At 67.4% G+C, this 17,349-nt stretch carries 13 protein-coding genes; 8 read left to right on the top strand and 5 right to left on the bottom strand.

What is annotated here, in order from left to right:
- Positions 1 to 27 precede the first annotated feature (27 nt).
- Entirely contained in the window at positions 28 to 1,503 is a 1,476-nt protein-coding gene (locus AC04MI_RS01665; protein ID WP_436076985.1) for an ABC transporter substrate-binding protein, read from the bottom strand.
- A 261-nt stretch (positions 1,504 to 1,764) separates the two neighbouring features.
- On the opposite strand from AC04MI_RS01665, the gene AC04MI_RS01670 reads away from it, so the two are divergent.
- Entirely contained in the window at positions 1,765 to 2,283 is a 519-nt protein-coding gene (locus AC04MI_RS01670; protein ID WP_436076623.1) for a hypothetical protein, read from the top strand.
- A 29-nt stretch (positions 2,284 to 2,312) separates the two neighbouring features.
- Here the strand turns inward: AC04MI_RS01670 and AC04MI_RS01675 are convergent, their stop codons facing one another.
- The gene (locus tag AC04MI_RS01675; protein WP_436076624.1) at positions 2,313 to 2,843 is read right to left on the bottom strand and encodes a BON domain-containing protein; all 531 of its coding nucleotides are present in this window, start codon (positions 2,841 to 2,843) and stop codon (positions 2,313 to 2,315) included.
- A gap of 317 nt (positions 2,844 to 3,160) precedes the next feature.
- On the opposite strand from AC04MI_RS01675, the gene AC04MI_RS01680 reads away from it, so the two are divergent.
- The 5 genes from AC04MI_RS01680 (at position 3,161) to AC04MI_RS01700 (ending at position 11,849) form a co-directional block, all read left to right on the top strand.
- Positions 3,161 to 4,222 carry a ligase-associated DNA damage response exonuclease gene (locus tag AC04MI_RS01680; RefSeq protein WP_288851743.1) on the top strand — a complete coding sequence of 354 codons (1,062 nt, stop codon included), beginning with the start codon at positions 3,161 to 3,163 and terminating at the stop codon, positions 4,220 to 4,222.
- Positions 4,219 to 5,916, top strand: coding sequence for an ATP-dependent DNA ligase (locus tag AC04MI_RS01685; protein WP_436076625.1), 1,698 nt, complete (start codon positions 4,219 to 4,221; stop codon positions 5,914 to 5,916). The genes AC04MI_RS01680 and AC04MI_RS01685 overlap by 4 nt, the downstream gene beginning before the upstream one ends.
- A complete protein-coding gene (locus AC04MI_RS01690; protein WP_436076626.1) occupies positions 5,913 to 8,627 on the top strand; it encodes a ligase-associated DNA damage response DEXH box helicase in 2,715 nt (904 codons plus the stop codon). Before AC04MI_RS01685 ends, AC04MI_RS01690 begins: the two co-directional genes overlap by 4 nt.
- A gap of 5 nt (positions 8,628 to 8,632) precedes the next feature.
- Positions 8,633 to 9,370: a ligase-associated DNA damage response endonuclease PdeM gene (pdeM, locus tag AC04MI_RS01695; RefSeq protein ID WP_436076627.1), complete on the top strand. Its 738-nt coding sequence runs from the start codon at positions 8,633 to 8,635 to the stop codon at positions 9,368 to 9,370.
- Between the two features lie 241 nt (positions 9,371 to 9,611).
- The gene (locus tag AC04MI_RS01700) at positions 9,612 to 11,849 is read left to right on the top strand and encodes an NADP-dependent isocitrate dehydrogenase (protein ID WP_056742425.1); all 2,238 of its coding nucleotides are present in this window, start codon (positions 9,612 to 9,614) and stop codon (positions 11,847 to 11,849) included.
- 107 nt (positions 11,850 to 11,956) lie between these two features.
- On the opposite strand, the gene AC04MI_RS01705 is transcribed toward AC04MI_RS01700, so the two are convergent.
- The 3 genes from AC04MI_RS01705 to AC04MI_RS01715 form a co-directional block, all read right to left on the bottom strand.
- Positions 11,957 to 13,348 (bottom strand): hypothetical protein, encoded by a 1,392-nt coding sequence (locus AC04MI_RS01705; RefSeq protein WP_436076628.1) that lies wholly within the window; start codon positions 13,346 to 13,348, stop codon positions 11,957 to 11,959.
- 178 nt (positions 13,349 to 13,526) lie between these two features.
- The gene (locus AC04MI_RS01710; RefSeq protein WP_436074206.1) at positions 13,527 to 14,039 is read right to left on the bottom strand and encodes a DUF1993 domain-containing protein; all 513 of its coding nucleotides are present in this window, start codon (positions 14,037 to 14,039) and stop codon (positions 13,527 to 13,529) included.
- A gap of 144 nt (positions 14,040 to 14,183) precedes the next feature.
- Entirely contained in the window at positions 14,184 to 15,461 is a 1,278-nt protein-coding gene (locus AC04MI_RS01715; RefSeq protein WP_436076629.1) for an MFS transporter, read from the bottom strand.
- 65 nt (positions 15,462 to 15,526) lie between these two features.
- On the opposite strand from AC04MI_RS01715, the gene AC04MI_RS01720 reads away from it, so the two are divergent.
- Together AC04MI_RS01720 and AC04MI_RS01725 are read left to right on the top strand one after the other, a co-directional pair.
- Positions 15,527 to 16,474 carry an AraC family transcriptional regulator gene (locus tag AC04MI_RS01720; protein ID WP_436076630.1) on the top strand — a complete coding sequence of 316 codons (948 nt, stop codon included), beginning with the start codon at positions 15,527 to 15,529 and terminating at the stop codon, positions 16,472 to 16,474.
- 239 nt (positions 16,475 to 16,713) lie between these two features.
- A complete protein-coding gene (locus AC04MI_RS01725; protein WP_436076631.1) occupies positions 16,714 to 17,349 on the top strand; it encodes a flavin reductase family protein in 636 nt (211 codons plus the stop codon).

Raw genomic sequence — 17,349 nt, forward strand, 5'->3', positions numbered from 1 at the left:
GCGCTGACCAGCACCTCAGGAAGCGACTCAGTTCACCTTGATCAACCGCCAGTCGATGCGGTTGTCCGGCCGCTGCACCAGTTCCACGTTTTTCTTCATGGCCCAGGCCAGCATCTGGTTGTGCAGGGGGATATGGGCCACGGTGTCGTTCTGCAGCTGCAGGCCTTCGGTGAGCAGCCGGTTGCGCACGGGCAGGTCGGTCTCGGTCTTCACGCGGTCCACGATGTAGTCCATGCGCTCGTTGCTGTAGCGGCCCAGGTTGTAGTTGCCATCGCCCCCCGTGGTCTTGGTGCGGGTGAGCGATTGCAGCGTGTACAGCGCATCAAACGTGGGCACGCCCCAGCTCAGCAGCGCGATGCTGGCCTCGTGCCGCTGGGCCATTGGGTAGTAGCTCACGGCGGGCATGGTGCGCAGCTTGGCCTTGATGCCGATGCGCGACCACATGGCGGTGATCGCCTGGCACAGTTGCTCGTCCTGCACGATGGCGTTGTTGCTGCAGGCAAAGTCCACCTCAAAGCCGTCGCTGTAGCCGGCCTGCGTCAGCAGTTCTTTGGCGGCATTGGGGTCATAGGGCAGACGCTTGTCCACCGCCTCGGTCCACCCGTTGACCAGGGGCGACACCATCGCGCCCGTGGGTTTGGACATGCCGCGCATGGTCACGCGCTGCAGTGTTGCGCCATCGATGGCCTGGTACAGCGCCTTGCGCACGCGCAGGTCTTTCAGCGGATTCTTGCCTTTGATGTTGCTGCACGCCAGTTCGTCGCGGAACTGGTCCATGGCCAGGTACACGGTGCGGTTTTCCACCATCTCCATGACCTTGAGGTTCGGGTTGGCCTTGATACGGCTCAGGTCCTGGATGCTGGTGTCGCGCACCAAGTCCACCTCGCCGGACAGCAACGCGGCAATGCGCGTCGCCTCGGACTTGATGGGCAGGTAGGTGATCTCGGTCACGTTGCCCTCTACCTTGCCTGCGTTCCACCAGCCCGGATTGGCAGCGAACACAATCTTCTGGTCGGGCACCCATTCCTTGAGCACGTACGGGCCTGTCCCCATGGCGTTGCGGTGCGAATAGGTTTCGTCCTTGGCCTTGATGTCCTTGGGCTCCACCGCGTTGTTTTTCTCGGCCCAGGCCTTGCTCATCACGCGCAGCTCGGTCAGCTGGTTGAGCAGCACCGGGTTGGGGTTCTTCAGAAAGATGTCGATGGTCTCGCCATCCACCTTGGCAATGCGGTCCATGCCCTGGGTGTAGATGGCGTAGGTGGAGGTCTTGCTCATCGCACGCTGCAGCGAATACACGACGTCGTCCGCCGTCATGGCAGAGCCATCACTGAACTTCACGCCCTGGCGCAGCTTGAAGCGTATCTGCGTGGGGCTGACCAGCTGCCACGACGTGGCCAGCAGCGGCTCCACCCTGAGCGTGCGGCTGTTGAACATGACCAGCGACTCGTACACCGCAGCATGGATGCCGTTGCCCAGAGCGCTGTTCTGCGAATGGATGTCCATGGTCTGGATGTCGCTGGAGCCGGACCACTTGAAGGGTTTGGCCCAGGCATAGTTGGGCAGCAGGCAGGGGAGCAGTGCCACAGCGGCGATGGACACGGCTGGCAGGTATCTAGATAAAAGCGGGGAAGACAGCAGCTGCACAGATAACTCCTTGTGAATGAAAGGCAACACTTTGCAGCACATGAATGGGTCTGGAGACCATGGAAATCCCGGTAGGACACGTTGCTCAGCACCACAATCCGGTGCCCAACGATCTGCCCTATGAGCCGCACCTCCATCCGAACCGTGATCCTGTCCCTGGCGGGTGTAGCCTTCGCCGCCCTGTGTGGCCTGCTCATCACCATTGGCTACATGTTTTCTATGGAGGATTTCGTGGCGCAGCCCGGATCTCCTGTGTACTACGCGGGCATATCGCGATTGATTCGAAGCCTGGGAGTACCGGCGGGTGCAGAGGGTCAGGAATACTTCGGATCGGTGGGCGATGGCAACAAGCCGCCGCAATCGCAGCTTGGCTTCACCACGGCAGCTGGCGCAGGCGAGCGGGTCTGGAATGCCTTGGATGCTCAACTCTTGGGCCAGGGGCTGCAGCACTCCACAGCATCCCATGACGGCACGGACCCCACACCCGCATACAGCACCAACCTGAGTACGGTGGTGCCTACCCTCCGTGAAGTGCAATACCGGTCGGCACGAGGAGACTTGGTTGTACTGAGTATGCATGCACTGCCTAAGAACAACGGCCAGGCGACAGTGCGTTTCTCAATCACCCATTTCGACTGAAGCGCAGCCTGCCCTTGTTCAGGGCGCCGTCAAGGTCTGAGCAACGGGTACCGCGCCGCCGCTGCATCCGTCCCCACCTGCAGCAGGTTGATCACTCCCATAACATCGTCCACCAGCCACACAGCCTTCTCCAGCGCATCAGACTGCGCTTGCGACTGCACGCAGCCCTGGAGCGTCACCAGCCGCCGCTCGCCCAGCACCCACACGCTGGTGTCGTCAAAGCGGCCGTCCTGCTGGATGTAGCGCTGCACGCGCGGGATGATCTCGGCGTCGTAGAGGTAGGAGTTGGGCAGGCGACAGCGCCCCACGCGGTGGCAGCTGCCGCCATGCTGAGAGCGCACATGCGCCAGTTCGCGCACCTCGGCCTCGGTGTACAGAGGCCCTTCGGGCACGGGGCATTGCGGGATGGCTTGGGTGACTTGGACGAAGGGGTCGTTGAAGGCGTTGGTGCGCGGCGCGGCGCCCGAAGGGGCCTGGGCGCCGGCTGATGCGGCCACGAGGCCCAAAACCGGGCCGTAGAGCACGACAAAAAGCGACCGATACGACGGATACATGCGCATGGATGAGTCCCTGGCTGCGGGTCTGGGCCGCAGGCGACCGCCATCGTACGGGCGTGGTTTTCTGCCGTAAAGACAGGCGACCACGCGCAGAACGCGGCGCAGTCCTGCAGACGGCGCAACCGACGGCGGGATGATGGGCAGGGACGCGCCTTGAGCGGCACGGCCCAACAGGTCAATATGCTTCATTATTGATAGCAAATGAGACATGCAATACCGGCGCTTGTGGCAGATTGGACGTCAAAAGTGCCTGCAACACCCCACCGGGCAAACCCGGGCAGCCCCACCGGCTTTGCCTTGCCGCCTACGATGCCACACGCATGTCCTGCAACGAATTGATCGTCCACCGCCCCGAAGGCCTGTACTGCCCGCCTGGCGACTTCTACATCGACCCCTGGCGGCCGGTGGAGCGGGCCGTGATCACGCATGCCCACTCAGACCACGCACGCATGGGCTCGGCCCACTACCTGGCGCACCACGACAGCGCGGGCACGCTGCGCAACCGGCTGGGGGCGGACATCGCGCTGCAGACGCTGGCCTACGGCGAGGTCATCAACCACCATGGCGTGCGCGTTTCGCTGCACCCGGCCGGGCATGTGCTGGGGTCGGCCCAGGTGCGCGTCGAACAAGGCGGCCAGGTGTGGGTGGCCTCGGGCGACTACAAGCTGGAAGACGATGGCACCTGCCCGCCCTTCGAGCCGGTGCGCTGCCACACCTTCATCACCGAGTCCACCTTTGGCCTGCCGATCTACCGCTGGCCGTCGCAGCCCACGCTGTTTGCCGACATCAATGCCTGGTGGGCTGCCAATGCAGCGGCGGGCAAGGCCAGCGTGCTGTATGCCTACGCCTTCGGCAAGGCGCAGCGGCTGCTGCATGGGGTGGATGCCAGCATCGGGCCCATCGTAGTGCATGGGGCGGTGGAGCCGCTCAACGCCGTGTACCGCGCGGCGGGCGTGGACCTGCCGCCCACGCTGCGCGTGACGGACCCTGGCCTCACCAAGGCCGACCTGAAACGCGCGCTGGTGCTGGCGCCGCCCTCGGCAGCGGGAACACCCTGGCTCAAGCGGTTTGGCGAACACTCCGACGCGTTTGCCAGCGGCTGGATGCTGGTGCGCGGCGCACGCCGACGCCGGGGGGTGGACCGGGGCTTTGTGATGAGCGACCACGCCGACTGGCCCAGCTTGCAAAAAGCCATTGGCGCCACGGGCGCGGAGCGCGTCATCGTGACGCACGGCAGCACGGCCGTGATGGTGCGCTGGCTGTGCGAGCAGGGGCTGGACGCCAAGGTGTTTGCGACCGAATACGGCGCCGATGACAACGAGGACGATGCAGGTTCCGCGCCCGAAGCAGGCAGCGAGCCCGCACCCGAGGGGTCGGCATGAAGGCCTTTGCCCAGCTGTTCCAGGCGCTCGACGCCACCACCGCGCAGTCGGCCAAACTCGCAGCGCTGGTGGCATATCTTCGTGCTGCACCGCCCGCTGATGCGGCCTGGGCCACCTACTTTCTCGCAGGCGGCAAACCCCGCCAGATGGTGCCCACCAAGCGCCTCAAGGTGCTGGCGCAAGAGGCTGCGGGCCTGCCCGAGTGGCTGTTCGAGGAAAGCTACCAGGCCGTGGGCGACCTGGCCGAAACGCTGGCGCTGCTGCTGCCGCTGCCCACCCAGCCCACCGAACTGACACTGGCCGAATGGATGGCTCAGCTGCAGCCCCTGCGCGCCCTGCCGCAGGGTGACGCCGATACCCGTCTGCGCACGCAATGGAACATGCTGGCGCCCGAGCAGCGCTTTGTGTACTTCAAGCTCATCACCGGCAACTTCCGCGTGGGGGTGTCGCGCCTGCAGGTGACGCAGGCGCTGGCCACGGTGAGCGCGCTGGACCCCAAGCGCATCGCACACCGGCTGATGGGCTACACACAGATCGGCCGGCAACCGCAGGCCAGCGATTACCAGGCGCTGATCGCGCCGGTGGACGACGATGCCAGTACGCAGGATGCTGCCGATGCAGGCCAGCCCTACCCGTTCTTCCTGGCCCACCCGTTCAACCAGCCCGTGGCCGAGATGCCTGCACTGCTGGGCACGCCCAGTGACTGGCTGGTGGAATGGAAGTGGGACGGCATCCGCGCGCAGATCGTGCGCCGGGGCGGTGCGGTGTGGATCTGGTCACGCGGCGAAGAGCTGGTGACCGACCGCTTCCCCGAACTGGCCGAGGCCGCGATGGAGCAGCTCCCTGACGGCACAGTGGTCGATGGCGAGATCCTGGTGTGGCTGCCGGGCGAGCCCCAGCCCCGCCCCTTTGCCGACCTGCAAAAGCGCCTGGGTCGCAAGACGCTGACCCCCAAGCTGCTGCGCGAGCTGCCTGTGGTGCTGGTGGTCTACGACCTGCTGGAGCACGCAGGGCAGGATGTACGCACGCAGACCCAGCAGGAACGCCGCGCGCTGCTTGAGGCCATGCTGCAGCAACCCGATGACACCGCCATCGCTCCCCCGCCCCACAAGGCCCTGCGCCTGAGCGCACTGCTGCAAGGTACCGACTGGCAAGACCTGGCACGCCAGCGCGAGGCCGCGCGCAGCATGGGCACCGAGGGCTTCATGCTCAAGCACCGCAGCGCCCACTATGGCGTGGGCCGCACCAAGGATGTGGGAGTGTGGTGGAAGTGGAAGATCGACCCCATGAGCGTGGACGCGGTGCTCATCTACGCCCAGCGCGGCCACGGCCGCCGCGCAAGCCTCTACACCGACTACACCTTTGCCGTGTGGACCGGGCCGCAGGACGACCCGGACCGGCAACTGGTGCCTTTTGCCAAGGCCTATTCGGGCCTGACGGATGCCGAGATTGCGCAGGTGGATGCCATCATCCGCAAGACCACGCGCGAGAGCTTTGGGCCCGTGCGCAGCGTGGACGCGACGCTGGTGTTTGAGCTGGGCTTCGAAGGCATTGCGCGCAGCCCGCGCCACAAGAGCGGCATTGCGGTGCGCTTTCCGCGCATGCTGCGCTGGCGGCAAGACAAACCCGTGGCCGAGGCCGATACCTTGCAAACGCTGATGGCACTGCTGCCGGGGCAGGACGCGGCCATATGAGCACGACACGCCGCCCGCGCAAGCCCCTGCCCCCGGTGGCACCGAGTGCCGCAGCCGCCTGGATGGCGGCGCGCGGGTGGCAGCCCTTCGGCTTCCAGCAAGGCGTGTGGCGCGCGATGGGCGAGGGCCGCTCGGGGCTGCTGCATGCCACCACGGGCGCGGGCAAGACCTATGCGGTGTGGCTGGGCGCGCTGCAGCACCTGGCACGGGCCGGTACTGCACCGGCGACTGAAGAAGCCCCCACCGCCCGCACCGCCTTGCGCACGCGCCGCGCTGCGGCACCACCGCTCACCGTGCTGTGGATCACGCCCATGCGTGCACTCGCTGCCGATTCGCTGCGCGCCCTGCAGGCACCGCTGCCCGAACTGGCCCCCACCTGGACCAGCGGCCTGCGCACCGGCGACACCGCCAGCGGCGAACGCGCCGCGCAAGACCGCCGTCTGCCCACGCTGCTGGTGACCACGCCCGAAAGCGTGTCGCTGCTGCTGGCCCGCGCCGATGCGCGTGAGCGCCTGGCCAGCGTGCGCCTGGTGGTGGTGGACGAATGGCACGAGCTGGTGGGCAACAAGCGCGGCGTGCAGGTGCAGCTGGCGCTGGCGCGCCTGTCGGGCTGGAACCCGGCGCTGCAGGTGTGGGGTATGTCGGCCACGCTGGGCAACCTGGAGGAGGCGCTGCACACCTTGCTGCCGCAGCCCGTGCCGGACACGCCACAGCCACCGCCCGCCGTGCTGGTGCAAGGCCGCATCGACAAGCGGCTGGAGGTGCAGGTGATGCTGCCCGCGCGTGCCGACCGCTTTGCGTGGGCGGGCCACATGGGGCTGAGCCTGCTGCCGCAGGTGGTGCAGTCGATCGAAGCGGCAGCGTCCACCTTGGTGTTCACCAACACCCGGTCGCAAGCAGAGCGCTGGTACCAGGCGCTGCTGGAGGCGCGGCCCGACTGGGCGGGCGCCATTGCGCTGCACCATGGGTCGCTGGGGCATGAGGTGCGCGACTGGGTCGAGCAAGGCCTGAAGGCCGGGCAGCTCAAGGCCGTGGTGTGCACATCGAGCCTGGACCTGGGCGTGGACTTTTTGCCGGTGGAGCAGGTGCTGCAAATCGGTTCGGCCAAGGGCGTGGCGCGGCTGGTGCAGCGTGCAGGCCGCTCGGGCCATGCGCCGGGGCGCAGCTCCAGCATCACGCTGGTGCCCACGCACAGCCTGGAGCTGGTGGAGGCAGCCGCTGCGCGCCACGCACTGGCGCAGGGCCGCATTGAAGACCGGCACACGCCGCATGCGCCGCTTGACGTGCTGGTGCAGCACCTGGTCACCGTGGCGCTCGGCGGCGGCTTTGTGCCCGATGCGCTGCTGGCCGAAGTGCGGCGCGCACCGGCCTATGCTGCATTGGCCGACAACGACTGGCAGTGGGCGCTGCAGTTCGTGCACCAGGGCGGCGCATCGCTGGCCACCTACCCGGATTTTCACCGCGTGGTGCCCGACGACGAGGGTGTGTGGCGCGTGCCCGATGCGCGCCTGGCGCGCCGCCACCGCAGCAACATCGGCACCATCGTGAGCGATGCCAGCATGCAGGTGCAGTTTGTGAGCGGCGGGCGTCTGGGTTCGGTGGAAGAGAGCTTCATTGCCCGGCTGCGCAAGGGTGATGTGTTCATGTTTGCAGGCCGGCTGCTGGAGCTGGTGCGCACGCAGCAGATGACGGCCTATGTGCGCATCGCCCCCAAGGGCAGCGCTGCGCTGCCGCGCTGGAGCGGCGGGCGCATGCCGCTGTCGAACACGCTGGCCGATGCGATGCTGGAACAGCTGGCGCAGGCCGAGCACGGCGAATTCACCACGCCCGAGATGCGCTGCGTCCGGCCGCTGCTGGAGCTGCAGCAGGCCTGGTCGGCCCTGCCCACCCCGGGCCGCCTGGTGGCCGAAACCCTGCACACGCGCGAGGGCTGGCACCTGTACCTGTACCCGCTGGCGGGGCGCCTGGTGCACCTGGGCCTGGCCGGGCTGCTGGGCTGGCGCGCATCGCAGCAGGTGCCCAACACCTTCTCCATCGCGGTCAACGACTATGGGCTGGAGCTGCTGTCGGCCAAGCCGGTGGACTGGGCCACGCTGCTTCCGCGGCTGATTGGCGAAGGCACACACACCACCATCGGTCGCGGGCTCGAAGACGAAGTGCTGGCCAGCCTGAACGCCACCGAGATGGCGCGCAGGCGCTTTCGCGAGATCGCGCGCATCGCGGGCCTGATCTTTCAGAGCCACCCGGGCGAGCAGCGCAGCAGCCGCCAGCTGCAGGCCTCGTCGTCGCTGTACTACGACGTGTTTGCGCAGTACGACCCCGACAACCTGCTGCTGGCCCAGGCACGCGCCGAGCTGCTGACGAACGAGCTGGACATGGACCGGCTGGCCCGCACGCTGCGCGGCATGCAGGCGCAGACCCTGTCCATCCACGCACTGGAGCGCCCCACCCCGTTTGCCCTGCCGCTGATGGTGGAACGCTTTCGCGAGCGCCTGAGCACCGAGACCCTGGCCGACCGTCTGGCGCGCATGGTGCAGGCGCTGGAGCAGGCGGCCGACGCGACCACGGGCACCCACCTGGCGCAGCACGCGGTGCAGTCCACAGATATGGCGTGGGACCTGCCCGATAGCTCCGGCGCCCGCACACAACGCGCGCGCCGTGCAGCGGGCGGGGACACCCCCCGCCGCACCCGCAGACGCCACGGATTCTGAGCACGATGACCACGCTCCCCCTTCACACCGCAGCCCTCGGCACGCCGGCTGTCCCTACGCCCCCCATCGGTGCGCACGCCATTACCCTGCCCTGCGGCACCGCACTGCAACTGCTGCCCCAGCGCGCACTGTGGTGGCCCGCCGCGCGCATGGTGCTGGTGGCGGATGTGCATTTCGGCAAGGCCGCCACCTTCCGCCGCGCGGGCCAGCCGGTGCCCCATGGCACCACGGCGGACAACCTGGCGCGGCTGGATGTGGTGCTCGCTGCCACCGGCGCCGATCACCTGGTGTTTCTGGGTGACTTCCTGCACGCGCGCAGCGGCGCGGCCGATGCGCTGTGGCAGCAGCTGCTGCCCTGGCGCCAGCGCCATGCCCGTGTGGCGATGACCCTGGTGCGCGGCAACCATGACCAGCACGCGGGCGACCCGCCGGCCGCGCTGGCAATGGCGCTGGTCAACGAGCCCTGGTTGCCCTGTGCCGATGCGCCGGTGCTGGCCTGCCACCACCCTCAGGCTGTGGCAGGCCACACGGTGCTCGCCGGGCATCTGCACCCCACGCTGCGGCTGCGGGGCCCGGCGCGCGATGCGCTGCGGGCGCCTTGCTTTGGCTGGGGCGACGGGCAGTTGATCCTGCCCGCCTTCGGGGCTTTCACCGGCACGGCGCCCGACACCCTGCCCGCGCACTGGACGCAGTTTGCCGTCCTGCCTGGCCGCGTGGTAGCTGTTCCTGGGGGGAGTTCCTAGGGTCTGCGGGGGGTGGCGCGCGAGCGCTAACGGGTTCAAACTGCAGAAGGCCGCAGGGTGATTACCACCTATTTGGTGAAAAAAAGTGCCCTGGGCTTATGATAATTTTGCATTGTGAGATTCGATTGCAAAAACAGCGGGCAGTGACAGCCCCGAGCAAGGAGAATCAGAGAGCATCCGCGTTTGGCCCCGCTGCGACGCAGCCGGGGGCATCTACCTACTCTGTTTCGTGAGACAAGCCATGACGACCCAGCAACCTTCCATCATCTACACCCTGACCGACGAAGCACCCCGTCTGGCCACGGCTTCCTTCCTGCCCATCATTCGCACGTTCGCGGCACCGGCAGGCATCAACGTGCTGGAGAGCGACATCTCGGTGGCAGCGCGCATCCTGGGTGAGTTCCCCGACTACCTGACCGAAGAACAGCGCGTGCCCAACAACCTGGCCGAGCTGGGCAAGAAGACGCTGCAGCCCGATGCCAACATCATCAAGCTGCCCAACATCTCCGCGTCCGTGTCGCAGCTCAAGGCAGCCATCGCCGAGCTGCAGGCCAAGGGCTACGCCCTGCCCGACTACCCGGACCAGCCCAAGGACGACAAGGAAAAGGAAATCAAGGCCCGCTACAGCAAGTGCACCGGCTCGGCCGTGAACCCCGTGCTGCGCGAAGGCAACTCCGACCGCCGTGCGCCCAAGGCCGTGAAGGAATACGCCCGCAAGAACCCGCACAGCATGGCCGAGTGGAGCCAGGCCTCGCGTTCGCATGTGTCGCACATGCACGCCGGCGACTTCTACCACGGCGAAAAGTCCATGACGCTGGACCGCGCCCGTGACGTGAAGATGGAGCTGATCACCAAGAGCGGCAAGGCCATCGTCTTGAAGCCCAAGGTCAGCCTGCTCGACCGCGAAGTGATCGACAGCATGTTCATGAGCAAGAAGGCGCTGCTGGAGTTCTACGAGAAGGAAATCGAAGACGCACGCAAGACCGGCGTGATGTTCTCGCTGCACGTGAAGGCCACGATGATGAAGGTGTCCCACCCCATCGTGTTCGGCCACTGCGTGCGCATCTTCTACAAGGACGCATTCGCCAAGCACGCCAAGACCTTTGAAGAGCTGGGCGTGAACGTCAACAACGGCATGGTGGACCTGTACGCCAAGATCGAGACCCTGCCGCAAAGCCAGCGCGACGAGATCAAGCGCGACCTGCACGCCTGCCACGAGCACCGCCCCGAGCTGGCCATGGTGGACTCGGCCAAGGGCATCACCAACTTCCACTCGCCCAACGACATCATCGTGGACGCCTCCATGCCCGCCATGATCCGCAACGGCGGCAAGATGTGGGACGCCAACGGCCGCCTGAAGGACGTGAAGGCCGTGATGCCCGAATCGACCTTCGCCCGCATTTACCAGGAGATCATCAACTTCTGCAAATGGCACGGCGCGTTCGACCCCAAGACCATGGGCACGGTGCCCAACGTGGGCCTGATGGCCCAGCAGGCCGAGGAATACGGCAGCCACGACAAGACCTTCGAGATCCCCGAAGACGGCGTGGCCAACATCACCGACCTGGCCACCGGCGAAGTGCTGCTGAGCCAGAACGTGGAGCAAGGCGACATCTGGCGCATGTGCCAGGTGAAGGACGCCGCGATCCGCGACTGGGTGAAGCTGGCCGTGAACCGCGCCCGCAACTCCGGCATGCCCGTGGTGTTCTGGCTCGACTCGTACCGTCCGCACGAAGCGCAGCTGATCACCAAGGTCAAGATGTACCTGCACGAGCACAACACCACCGGCCTGGACATCCAGATCATGAGCCAGGTGCGTGCGATGCGCTACACGCTGGAGCGCGTGATCCGCGGCCTGGACACCATCAGCGCCACCGGCAACATCCTGCGCGATTACCTGACCGACCTGTTCCCCATCATGGAACTGGGCACCTCGGCCAAGATGCTGTCCATCGTGCCTTTGATGGCCGGCGGCGGCATGTACGAAACCGGCGCGGGCGGCTCGGCCCCCAAGCACGTGCAGCAGCTGGTGGAAGAAAACCACCTGCGCTGGGATTCGCTGGGTGAATTCCTGGCGCTGGCCGTGTCGCTGGAAGACCTGGGCCTGAAGACCGGCAACGGCAAGGCCAAGATCCTGGCCCAGACGCTGGACGCCGCCACAGGCAAGCTGCTGGACAACAACAAGAACCCCTCGCCCAAGACCGGCCAGCTGGACAACCGTGGCAGCCAGTTCTACCTGGCCCTGTACTGGGCGCAAGAGCTGGCCACGCAAACGGCCGATGCCGAACTGGCCCAACTGTTCGCCCCACTGGCCAAGCAACTGGCCGACAACGAGCAGACCATCGTGGCCGAGCTGGCTGCCGTGCAGGGTGCACCCGCCGACATCGGAGGCTACTACCTGCCCGACGTGGCCAAGCTGGACGCCGTGATGCGCCCCAGCAAGACGCTGAACGAAGCCCTCAAGGCCGTGGCGGCCTGAGTCCGGCCCCACCGCTGCTGCGGCCCTGTGCTGCAGCGGCAAATGAAAAAGGCCCCGCATAGCGGGGCCTTTTTCATGGCGCGGCGGGAACCGCAAGAGAAAACAATCTACGGCCGCTCGCGATCGGCCACGCGGGTATTCAGAGCCGCCGGCACATAGCCAGACAGGAAGGCGCAGCCCTTGCCGAACGTGGCCTCCATGCCTGCGCACTGCTGCGCAATGCCCTCGGGCGTGGGCTTTTCGCCCGCGTCCACCCAACGCAGCAGCGCGGTCATGAGCGTGGGGTAGGTGGGGTCGCTCAGGTAGCTGTGGGTGTTGTGCTGGGTGAAGGTCTGCACCAGGCGCGCCGCGCTGCCGCCTTGCGCCATGGTGGCCCGGAAGGCTGCGTCCAGCTCGACAAAGGCCGTGGGGTCGTCCACGCCTTTCACGGTGAGCACGGGCACGGGGATGCGGCCGGTCAGGTCGGTGTCCTGCGCAAAGCGGGCCACGGCGGCAGGGTCTGCACGGTAGCGCAGCACGGCGGCGTTCAGCGCGGCATCGTCGGGCAAACCCCGGTACGACACCCCCCGGTTGCCAAACGGACTGGCGCCGCCCGTGCGGTGCTGCACCACGTCGCGGAAATGGAAGGTGGCCCAGTTCATGTGGCCCTGGATGGAGCTGGCGGGAATGCGGACCACATCCACGATGGTTTTGACTTTGCGCTGCTGCTCGGGCGTGCGCTCGGCCACCGGCTTGTTCAGCGCCAGGCATTCGTTCACGCGTGCGGCCAGGTCCGCCTGGGTCATCGCCGCATCGGCAGGCAGGCCGATGTTCAGCGGGTACTGCACCTCGGTGGGCCGGGGGTGGTTGTTGCACAGGTACTGGTAGACCACGCGCAGGTCAGTGCGAAAGTCGTAAGAGCGCGTTCCGCCCGCCAGCACGCCGCTGGTGAGCAGCACGGCGTCGTAGGGGCGCTTGCCATCGGCCGTGGTCTGGAACATCTCAGCCCCCTTGGCCGCCACGCTGGCGCCCCAGGACTGGCCGTGCAGGATGGTGCGCTGCGGCTGGGCGACGTGGCGCACGAAGATCTGGCGCAGCCGCTCGGTGTCCTCGGCCGCGGCACGCACCTCCACACCGCCCTGGCGGAAGGTGCTGCCCGCCCAGGCGTACCCCGCGCGGACCATGATGGCCCAGCGCTCCAGGTCCTCCACCGACCGCTCCATCTTCGGCGCGCCCAGGGCCGGGCCGCCGTGGGCGTGCAGGACCAGGTGGCCGTTCCACTGCTGAGGCACCGCCACCAGGTAATACGCACCGGCCGAGTCCTTGCCCGACAGGCAGCGGGCGATGGGCGCCAGGTCCTTGGGGCACGGGGTGGCCGTGGGCGCGGCCTCGGCCGTGGCACTCACCGGCGCCGAAGCTGGTGGTTGTGTGGGCACCGGCGCGCAGGCAGAAAGCAGGCAGGTCACGCCGGCCAGCGCCAAGGCTGGCAGGGTGCGTGGTGTGGCACGGGGGGTGGGCATGGGTCGGGTCTCCGTTGTCTTTTTTATCCGCACTAGGCGTCGTGTTCAATACTACAAATTTGATAGCACATCAGGCATGTTTCACTAGCGCTACGGGCCATTTTTTGCCCATATTTGCATGCCTGGCCCCACACGGCAGCACCCGGGGCACCTTGGCGCCCCAGGACAGGGCTCAGGGTCAGAACTTGCCCATGTAGTCGCGCTTGCCCAGTTCCACGCCGTTGTGGCGGGCGATGGCGTAGGTCGCGTTCACGTGGAAGAAGAACTGGGGCAGGCCGTAGTGCAGCAGGTAGTGTTCGCCCACAAACTGCTTTTCGCGCGGCGTGCCGGGCTGGATGGTGATCTGGCGCGTGGCAGCCTCGGCAAACGCGGCCTGCGGCAGGCCTTCGATGAACGCCAGCACGGTGCGGATGCGCTCGGCCAGGTCGGCAAAACCGGGGCGCTCGGCGTCGGGCAGCGAAGGCACCTCCACGCCGGCCAGGCGCGCGGCCACGCCCTTGGCAAAGTCGCAGGCGATCAGCACCTGGCGGGCCATGGGAAACATGTCGGGGAACAAGCGGGCCTGCAGCAATGCGTCCGGCTCGATCTTGCGGGCCGTGGCATGGGCCTCGGTCTTGGCCAGGATGTCCTGGAGCGAGCCCAGCATCTGGCGAAAGACGGGGATGCTAGCGTTGTACATGGGGTTCGTCATGGGCGGTGTCCTGGAAGTGCGTTGAAAACAAAGGGCGCTGTTGCGAACCCTGCCAAACAGGGCCCCGGCGCCACCGACCGCGATTGCAACACAGGCCCGCGCGGCGTGCTGGGCGCCGTACAGAGCCCCCGCCCCGTGGACCCTTCAGGCCGCTGCAGGCACGGGCCGTGCCGCCCGCGCTGCCACGCCCACCCCCACGAGCGCCGCCGACACCACGCTCAGGCCCAGCGTCACGGCCGAGCCGTAGAAGATGCCCGCCGTCATGCCGTGGTCCAGCATGGCGCCAAACACCGGCGCCGCCAGGCAAAAGCCCAGGTCCAGCCCCGAGTACACCGTGCCATACACGCGGCCCGTGGCACCGGGGGGCGCGGCGCGCTTGATCAGCATGTCTCGCGAGGGGCCCGCCAGGCCTGTGCCCAGCCCCGCCACCGAGGCCACCACCAGCGCCGCCATGCCGGGCAGCAGCCCCGAGGCCACCACCACCAGCATCGCGGCCGAGCCCAGCAGGCACACGGAGATGATCTTCTCCAGCCGCTGCACACGCCCCACCAGAAAGCCGCCCACCAGCATGCCCGCCGCGCCACACAGCATGTAGCCCGTGACCACCATGGCCGTCACGCTCAACGGAAGGCCATACATGGACTGCAGCGCCGGGCTGGCAAAGCTCTGGATGGCGCTGAGTGCGCAGGTGCTCCAGAAGAAGAACGAGAAACACAGCCACACCGAGGGCAGCCTGAGGAAGGCCATGGGGTGCTCGGGCTTCACCGCCGCCGCGCCGCCCTTGGCCTGGTGCGCCCAGGCGCCCTGGCGGTCGTCAATGGCATCGCGGTTCCACACCATGATGGCCAGCACCGTGAGGGCCAGCAGCGCGCCGCACAGGCAGGCCGTGCGCCACGAGCCCGTAGCGGTAGCAATGCCCGCCATGAACACCGGCGCCGTCGCCCAGCCTAGGTTGCCGCTGATGCCGTGCACCGAGAAGCCATGCCCCAGGCGCTGGGGCGACACGCGCTTGTTGAGGATGGTGAAGTCCACCGGGTGGAACGGCGCATTGCCCAGCCCGGCCAAAGCCGCCGCGAGCAGCAGGCCCGTGTAGCCCTGCGCCGTGCCCGCCGCCAGCCCCGCCGCGGCAAAGCTCGACAGCGCAAAAAACATCACCGGCCGCGCGCCCACACGGTCCACCAGGAAACCCGACAGCGCCTGGCCCACGCCCGAGATCACGAAGAACACCGACACCAGCAGGCCCAGCTCGGAATAGCTGAAGCCGAACTCCCCGATCAGCCACGGAAACAGAGGCGGCAGCAGCATGTGAAAGAAGTGCGAGCTGCCGTGGGCCAGACCGATCAGGCCGATGGTGCGGGCGTCCTGCCGCAGGGGGACGGGGTTGGCAGTGGTGGCGGTAGCGCCAGAGGTGGAAGCAGTCATGGGTTGAATCTTAGGCAGCATGCCCTCGGCAGGTTTACGATAGACGGCCAATTTCTATCGCAAACATGCCAAACCCACCCACCAGGCCCCCCACCCCTACCGAACCGGTGGTGGAACACTTCGCCGCCGAGGTCGTGCCTCGCGCCCAGGCCGGCAAGCCGCGCGGGATTTCGTACGTGGACTCGCTCACGCCCGAGCTGTTTGTGCCTACCGCCGCCCGCCCGGTGCGCGCCAAGCTGCGCTGGCTGGCCGCCGACACGCAGGTAATGCCCCACAGCCACCCCTGGGCGCAGGTGGCGATATCGACCACGGGCGTGATCCGGCTCACAGTGAACCACGGCACCTACATCGTGCCGCCCTCGCGCGCGCTGTGGATTCCGCCCGGTGTGGAACACGCCGTGACCATGGTCGAAGACGCCGACCTGCGCACGCTGTACTTTCACCAGCCCCGGGGGCGCTGCGGCCCCGGCGTGCCACGCGACCAGGAAGACGCATGGCGCCAGTGCCGCGTGCTGGAGGTGTCCGACCTGCTGCGCGCCCTGGTGCGCGAGATGCCCACCACGCCCGACGGCGGCGCCGCGATCAGCCCCGCCGACCTGCGACGCGAGCAGCACCTGAGCGCCCTGGTGCGCGACGAACTGGCCCGTGCCGCCGCCGTGAAGCTGGGCGTGGACCTGCCCCAGGACAAGCGCCTGCGCCACCTGTGCGAGGCCGTGCTGGCCGACCCCACGCGCCACGACACCCTGGCCGACTGGGCGCAGGACACGGGCGCCAGCCCCCGCACCGTGGCACGCCTGTTCCGCTCGGAACTGGGCAGCACCTTCACCCAATGGCGCCAGCAGGTGATCCTGGCCAAGGCCGTGTCGCTGGCCGCCGGCCGCATGCCCATGGGCCAGATCGCCGCCGAGCTGGGCTACAGCGCGAGCGCCTTCAGCGCCATGGTGCGCAAGTCGGTGGGGCAGCCGCCGGGACGGTTTTTGGGGCAGCAGCAGCCGGCAGCCGTGGTCCCGTAGCCCCGTGCGGTGCGTGCAGCCGAAGCTGCCGGGCGTTATGGCATGACTTCGCCGCACGGGGCCTTGGCCAGGGTGTACGGGAGCTCGGTGAGCCCTATCTGCCTGCTATTGCCCCTGTGCGCTAGAACCATATGCCCAGGCAGCTATGAAAAAGTGAGTATTCAGATACCCCGATGACTGCAGCGCGCCGCGTCTGCCGCTAAGGTGTCCGCTTGTTCGCTCCGACTCTGCCGAGCCCCATGACCACTCCACAGCCCCCTCACACCTTCCACAGCTACGAACCCCGCCTGGGCCACGGCCTGCCGCACGACCCGTTCAACGCCATCGTGGGGCCCCGCCCCATCGGCTGGATCTCCACGCAAAGCGCCACGGGAGCGACCAACCTCGCGCCCTACAGCTTCTTCAACGCCTTCAACTACGTGCCCCCCATCGTGGGCTTTGCCAGCATTGGCTACAAGGACACCGTACGCAACGTGCAGGCCACGGGCGAGTTTGTGTGGAACCTCGCCACCCGCGACCTGGCCGAGGTGATGAACCAGAGCTGCGCCGCCGTGCCACCTGAAGTGAGCGAGTTCAACCTGACCGGTCTGACCCCCCTGCCCTCCACGCGCGTGCGCCCCCCGCGCGTGGCCGAAAGCCCGGTCACCTTTGAATGCCGCAGCACGCAGATCCTGCAGCTGCAGGGGGAGGACGGGGCCCAGGTGGATACCTGGCTGGTGCTGGGCGAGGTGGTGGCCGTGCACATCGATCAGGCGCTGCTGAAGGACGGCGTGTACGACACCGCGAACGCGGGGCACATCCTGCGCGGCGGCGGGCCGGCGGACTATTTCACCGTGGGGCCGGAGCAGCTGTTCAGGATGTATCGGCCCCGTTGA

The organism is Acidovorax sp. LjRoot204, assembly GCF_056175785.1.